The sequence below is a fragment of the Paenibacillus sp. genome (genome assembly GCF_035645235.1).
In the GTDB taxonomy this organism is placed as follows: Bacteria; Bacillota; Bacilli; order Paenibacillales; family YIM-B00363; genus Paenibacillus_AE.
In genome coordinates, this window is sequence record NZ_DASQMZ010000201.1 from 1 (window position 1) to 6,344 (window position 6,344).

Annotated in this window: 5 protein-coding genes and 1 pseudogene; 2 read left to right on the forward strand and 4 right to left on the reverse strand. The window is 65.2% G+C overall.

From position 1 onward, the window contains the following. On the forward strand, window positions 1-528 hold a 528-nt coding region (locus tag VEZ38_RS18845), incomplete at its 5' end, for a helix-turn-helix transcriptional regulator (protein WP_324896267.1). A 15-nt stretch (window positions 529-543) separates the two neighbouring features. Continuing rightward, window positions 544-2,964 (forward strand): alpha-L-rhamnosidase C-terminal domain-containing protein, encoded by a 2,421-nt coding sequence (locus VEZ38_RS18850; protein WP_324896269.1) that lies wholly within the window; start codon window positions 544-546, stop codon window positions 2,962-2,964. 120 nt (window positions 2,965-3,084) lie between these two features. Here VEZ38_RS18850 and VEZ38_RS18855 read toward each other — a convergent pair whose 3' ends face one another. The 4 genes and pseudogenes from VEZ38_RS18855 to VEZ38_RS18870 form a co-directional block, all read right to left on the reverse strand. Beyond that, window positions 3,085-4,170, reverse strand: a complete 1,086-nt coding sequence (locus tag VEZ38_RS18855) for a Gfo/Idh/MocA family oxidoreductase (RefSeq protein ID WP_324896270.1) — start codon at window positions 4,168-4,170, stop codon at window positions 3,085-3,087. A gap of 119 nt (window positions 4,171-4,289) precedes the next feature. Continuing rightward, a complete protein-coding gene (locus tag VEZ38_RS18860; protein WP_324896272.1) occupies window positions 4,290-5,120 on the reverse strand; it encodes a 1,4-dihydroxy-6-naphthoate synthase in 831 nt (276 codons plus the stop codon). After that, the gene (locus VEZ38_RS18865; protein ID WP_324896274.1) at window positions 5,117-5,782 is read right to left on the reverse strand and encodes a futalosine hydrolase; all 666 of its coding nucleotides are present in this window, start codon (window positions 5,780-5,782) and stop codon (window positions 5,117-5,119) included. The genes VEZ38_RS18860 and VEZ38_RS18865 overlap by 4 nt, the downstream gene beginning before the upstream one ends. A gap of 264 nt (window positions 5,783-6,046) precedes the next feature. Continuing rightward, window positions 6,047-6,344, reverse strand: a pseudogene (locus tag VEZ38_RS18870) (hypothetical protein); the annotation flags it as partial.

The following is a 6,344-nucleotide window of genomic DNA, read 5'->3' on the forward strand; positions in this document are numbered from 1 at the left end:
GCGCAGGCGAAGCTCGTCGTCATCGAGCTGTTCGTGCAGCTCGCCCGCATCGCGCGCGAGCTCGGCGCGAGCCGCGACCGGCTGTTCGACCCCGCGTTCGGCGATTACGAGTCGGTCATGCGGGTGAAGACGATCGAGGAGCTGCGGCGGCTCGCCGAGCGCAAATGCGAGGCCGTGCTCGACGCCTTGGGGTCGCTGCAAGAGGTACGGCCGAATAAGGTGATCGAAGAGCTCAAGCGCATCGTGCAGGAACGCTACATGGATAACGTCAGTCTGCGAGGCGTCGCCCAAGAAATCTACATGAATCCGAATTACCTTGGCAAGCTGTTCAAATCGAACGCGGGCATGTCGTTCAACGATTATTTGCTGCAGGTCCGGATGGAGAAGGCGAAGGAGCTGCTGCTGCACAGCGACATGAAGGTATACGAAATTTCCCAAGCCGTCGGCTACGGGGAGCTCGATTGGTTTTATAAGCGGTTCAAGGCTTATACGGGCATCAGCGCCAGCGAATATCGCGGCGGGCGATAAGGAGGAATTGCGCACATGGAAGATAATCGAAAATGGCGGGCGTCCTGGATTTGGGCCGCTTCCGGGGCCGAGACGCAGGAGGATGTCGAGCTCGTGCGGTTCCGCCGAACGTTCCGCCTGCCGGAAGACGGGACGTACGAGCTGCGCGCGCACGTGTCGGCCGACAGCCGGTACCGGCTGTACGTGAACGGGACGCCGGTATCTTTCGGACCGGCCAAGGGAGACGCGCATTCGCATTATTACGATCCTGTCGATCTCACGCCGTGGCTTCGGCCGGGGCGCAACGTCGTCGCGGCGCTCGTCGTCCATTACGCGGAAGGGAAAGGCCCGTTGTCCGTGTGGCGCTCGCATCGGGGAGCGTTCCTGTTCGAGGGCGACATCCGGGACGGGAACGGCCAGCCGGTCGGCTCGCTCGATTCCGATGCGGCATGGCTCGCGCTCCGGGACGCGCGGGGGGCGTTCGCGCTGCAAAAGGAGACGTTCACGCTGTTCATCGGCGGCGGCGAGTCGGTCGACGGCCGGCTGCTGCCCCACGGCTGGGAGCGTCCGGATTACGACGACGCCGATTGGCCGGAGGCGGTCCGGGTGTCCGGTACCCACGATCGGACGTACGGCCAGCTGACGCCTTGGCAGCTGAAGGAACGCCCCATCCCGCCGATGCGCGACGAGGAAGCGGCGTTCGCGCGCATCGTGCGCGGCTACCGCCGGCCGTCCGACGCGGGCGCCGCCGGCATCGCGGAGCCGATCGAGGCGGCCGACCTCAGGGGACCGCTCGAGTCCGTCGCCGTCGCGTCACGGGAAACCGTGCGCCTTGAGCTCGACGCCGGCGAGCTCATGTCGGGCACGCTGCGGCTCGAGCTGGAAGGCGGCGTCGGCGCGGTCGCGCGGCTGCTCTACTCGGAGTGTTACGAGTACCCGCCGGGCCCGAACGGCGAACGCAATAAAGGCGTTCGCGACGACCCCGAAGGGAAGGCGTTATACGGTTTCGAAGACGTCTATGTCGCCGGCGGCGTCGGCGAGCCGGGTCGGCCGGAGGCGTATGAATCGTTCCACCGCCGCGCGTTCCGCTTCGTCGCGTTGACCGTCGAAGCGGGAGAAGCGCCGCTCGTCGTGAGGCGGCTGTCCATCCGCCGCACCGGATACCCGCTCGACGTGAAGGCGTCGTTCTCCTCCTCCGACGCGTCGCTGCGGCCGTTGTGGGAGATCAGCTTGAATACGCTGCGGAACTGCATGCACGAGACGTACGAGGACACGCCGTACTACGAGCAGATGCAATACGAGCTGGACACAAGACTGCAGGCGTTGTTTACGTATTACGTCAGCGCCGACGACCGGCTCGCGCGCAAGGCGCTGTACGACTTCCACAGCTCGCTCCTGCCTTCCGGCATGCTGCAAAGCCGCTATCCGTCCGTCAGCCCCCAGGTCATTCCGGGCTTTGCCTTGTTCTGGCTCATGATGGTGCATGATCATTACCGATTTTTCGGCGACCTCGACCTCGTGCGGTTTTACCGCCCGACCATGGATGCGGTGCTCGGCTGGTTCGAAAACCGCCGCGGGGCGAACGGACTTGTCGGGGTCGTGCCGGAGGCGTATTGGTCTTTCGTCGATTGGACGTTCGAATGGAAGGATAACGCCGGCGCGCCGCCGGCGGGCCGCGTCGGGCCGAACGCGATTTATAACCTGATGTATGCGGCTTCGCTCGATCTGGCGGCGGAGCTGAACGAACGGACGGGACGCCGGGATACGGGCGCCGAATACCGGGAGCGCGCCGCTTCGGTTCGCGCGGCGGTACGGGCGCATTGCTATTCCGCGGAGCGCGGCTTGTTCCGCGACGGGCCCGGCGTCGAACAATACAGCCAGCACGCCCAAATTTGGGCGGTGCTGAGCGGCGCGGCCCAAGGGTCGGAAGCGGCCGAGCTGCTGCGCCGAACGCTTGCCGACGGGTCGCTGGCGAAAGCGTCTTTCGCAAACACTTACTACACCTTCCGCGCGCTGTCGGCCGTCGGCGCATACGAAGCGTCGTTTCCGATGTGGGAGGAGTGGCGGGCGCAGGTCGACCTGCACCTGACCGCTTGGGTCGAAGACCCGGTGTCGGTGCGGAGCGATTGCCATGCGTGGGGGGCCATGCCGCTGCACGAGTTTCCCGCCGAGCTGCTCGGCGTGAAGCCGAGAGAGCCGGGCTTCGCGGCGATCGAAATATCGCCGAAGCCCGGACCGCTGACGTCGGCCGAAGGCGTCGCGGCGACGGCGCGGGGGCAGGTAGCGGTCGAATGGCGCATCGAAGACGGGGAGTTCATCTTGCGCGCCGACGGACCGGCGGACGTGCCGGCGGTCGTAATATTGCCGAACGGAGAGACGTATTCGTTCGCGAGCGCGGCCGGCATCGCCGTCCGAGGCTCGGTTCCGGCCCTGCCGACGGGGAGGGAGCGTCCATAAGGGTGGGCGTCGCTTCCTACCCGGAGCGCGAGGCGCCGGTCGCGCGGCCGATCGGGGACGAAGTGACGCAAAAGAAGAACCCCAAGGGCTTGACCGCCCTTGGGGTTCTTCGCGTCGGTTTTACAGCTCGGGGATAAACACGTCGACTTCGCGCTTCGCCTTCGCGGAGCGGAGGATGCCGTCGATGACGGCTTGATTGCGCACGATTTGCTCGCCGGGAATCGGCGCCGGACGCCCGTCGCGCACCGCTTCGACGAAATCGCGCACCTTCTCGTGGAATAAGTTTTTCTTGTGCTCGATCGTCGGAATCGGACTCTCCGTATGGTGCCCGCCGATATCATGAAACATCGTGATCGAACCGACGCTTCCGTCCCACACCCCGCTCCACGGGCCTTTGCCCGCCGGGGTCACCTTCAGGCCGGCGTCCGTGCCTAGGAACATCGTCGCGCCGAGCGTGTCCATATGCATCGCCCACGAAATTTTGAAATTGAGCACCGTGCCGTCCTCGAAACGAACGAGCGCCGCGCCGAAATCTTCGACCTGGAATCGGTCCGCTTCCTTATGGTACGTCGGGTTCGTTCCGAAGTGGTTCGACGTGTACGCCGACACCGTCACCGGTTTCGGATAACCGAGCGTGTTCATCGCCATATCGAGTGAGTAGCAGCCGATGTCGGCGATCGCGCCGGCGCCGGCCAGCTCCTCGCGAATGAACGTCCCGCCCGGCATGCCGCGCCGCCGTCCGCCGCCGGTTTCTACGTAATACACCTTGCCGAGCTTGCCCGACTGCACGAACTCCTTGAGCAGCGCCATATTAGGGTCGTACCGCGGCTGGAAGCCGACGTTCAGCATCCTGCCCGTCTTCTTCGCCGTCTGCGCCATCTCGACCGCCTGCTCGAGCGTCACCGACATCGGCTTCTCGAGCATGACCTGCTTTCCCGCTTGTAGCGAATCGATCGTCGTCTCGTAATGCGCTACGTTCGGCGTGCAAATGCTGACGCCGTCCAAATCGAGCTCGAGCAACCGCTTGTGGTCGTCGAACGCCGCCGCGCCGGCGAGCTCCCACTTCGCGATAAATTGTTCCGCGCGCCCCGGCACGACGTCCGCCACCGCGACGATATCGACGTAGTCCAATTCCTTGTACGCCTTCACATGGGCGCCGGCGATGCCGCCGCTTCCGATGATGCCTATTTTTATTCTTCGTTCCATCCGATGTACCTCCTCGAACTCTTCAACGCTCGGCTACAATGTAACATAGAAGCTCCCGCCGACGAAATGCGCAAAAGCGACAGCCGTTGTATAAGATCGCGACATAGCGGAGCCGCCGATTACCGAAGCGACGACAGATCGAACGCGGGTACGAGGCCTTCCCTCGCGGCGCGCCCAAGCAGAGCTTCGACAGCCGCGTAACCTTCCTCGCCGAGCTCGGCGGTGTAGCGGTTTACGTAAAGCTCGATGTGCGACTTCGCGACGCTCGGGTCCATCTCTTGGGCGTGCTCAAGCACATAGGCCCGGGAAGCCTCGGGATGCGCCCATGCGTATTCGACCGAGGCGCGCGCCCAAGCGGCGATTCGATCGCGGTCGAGCGACCTGCGGGCGACGATGGCGCCGAGCGGAATCGGGAGCCCGGTGTCCGCTTCCCACCATTCGCCCATATCCGCCAGCTTGCGCAGTCCATAGGAAGGGTACGTGAAGCGTGCCTCGTGAATAACGAGCCCCGCGTCCACGTCGCCGTCCCGCACGGCCGGCATAATCGCGTCGAAAGGCATCACAACGACGTCCACGCCGCCGGGTACCCGCTGGGCCGCCCATAAGCGGAACAGCAAGTACGCGGTCGAGCGGTCGCTCGGTACGGCGATGCGCTTGCCGGTCAGCGCGCCGGGTTCGCCGCCGAAGCTCTCCTTCGCGAGCACGAGCGGGCCGTTGCCTCGTCCAAGCGCTCCCCCGCAAGGGACAAGCGCGTACTCCTTCAACGCCCACGGCAGCGCGGCATACGAAATTTTCATTACGTCGAGTCCGCCCGGGCCTGCCGCCAGCTTATTCGTGACGTCGATGTCCGCGTACGTAACGTCGAGCGCCGGCGCCCCGGGCACCAGCCCGTGCACCCACGCGTGAAAGACGAATGTATCGTTGGGGCATGGGGAAAATGCGATCTTCATCGCTTCGAAATCACCTCCGTGAAAATGACGAACGCGGCTTCGAGCGCCTGCAGCGCTTCGCCGATCCGCCAGGCGGCCCGGTCGCGAGGCCCGACCGCGTTCGAAACCGCGCGCACCTCGAGCACGGCTGCGCCCGCGACGACCGCCGCCGCCGCGACGCCGGCGCCCTCCATCGCTTCCGCGGCGACGCCGGGCACCCGTGCCCGGAGCGCCTCGGCGGTCGCCGCGGTCCCGGTCGCCGTCGACACGGTCGCGATCGGTCCGCGCGTCGCTTCGCGGCCCGCCGCCCGAATCGCGTCGGTCCACCGCTCGGCCAGAGCGCCATCGACAGCGAACCGCGCCGTACCGAAACCGAGCGCTTCGACGCCGAGGAAGCCGTCCGCCGTCTCGGCCCCGAGATCCGCGGCATGAATCGAGTCGGCGACGACGATTCCGCCGATCCCGGCTCGTCCAGGGAAACCGCCGCCGATGCCGGCGCTCACGACCAGCTTGTAGTCGCCTTGCGCGAGCGCGAAGGCGGCGCCGGCCGCCGCGAAAGCAGGTCCGACGCCCGCCGCGACGACGCGAAATCGGGCGTCGCCGCGCAGCCCGCGCAGCACCGCCTCCCGTTCCGCCTCTACGGCCGTCACGACCAAAATGCTCGCTTCGGCTACATCGTTCATCGAGCTCCCAGCTCCTTTTATTACGAAAGAATACTATTGCTAGACTAACTATATCGAAGCCGGTTCCGGAAAACAAACGCCGAGGCGCCGGCAGGAATGGGGAGGGGGCGGGCGCGCATTTCCCGCCTATGCCCCTCTGCTCAGAACGATGACGGCACGAAGACGGCGGGCGCCTGGGGAAACAAGCCCTTAATTGTTCACGGACCTCGCCGCTTTGCATCGTCGCGATGATCCGTACTGGGAAAACCGGCAGACCAGAATCCTTCAGCCGACTCGAGGTATGCCGGCCGTACAGAGCGCAAACCACTCCTCCCGAGCCGATGCGCTTCGCGCGACCAAGTTCCAACGAAAGCAATATTCGTGGAGATAGCTTTGCAAATATTTCGTTCGAAGCCCATGGAACGTAAGGTTTAGCCACCGGCGAGCGCCTCGGAAACCTTCGTTTAGCGCTTCGGGACATTTCTTCCAGCCGCTGAGCCACGTCGCGGCCGCTCCGGCGCGGGCAGCCCTCGCCAGCATTCTTCGGATGCCGTCCGTCGTCGCTTCCTTCGTGCCCGGCTTC

Coding starts and splice junctions, on each gene's coding strand:
- VEZ38_RS18855 (WP_324896270.1), bottom strand. CDS start 4,170: ATGGAACGAAGAATAAAAATAGGCATCATCGGAAGCGGCGGCATCGCC.
- VEZ38_RS18865 (WP_324896274.1), bottom strand. CDS start 5,782: ATGAACGATGTAGCCGAAGCGAGCATTTTGGTCGTGACGGCCGTAGAG.
- VEZ38_RS18860 (WP_324896272.1), bottom strand. CDS start 5,120: ATGAAGATCGCATTTTCCCCATGCCCCAACGATACATTCGTCTTTCAC.
- VEZ38_RS18850 (WP_324896269.1), top strand. CDS start 544: ATGGAAGATAATCGAAAATGGCGGGCGTCCTGGATTTGGGCCGCTTCC.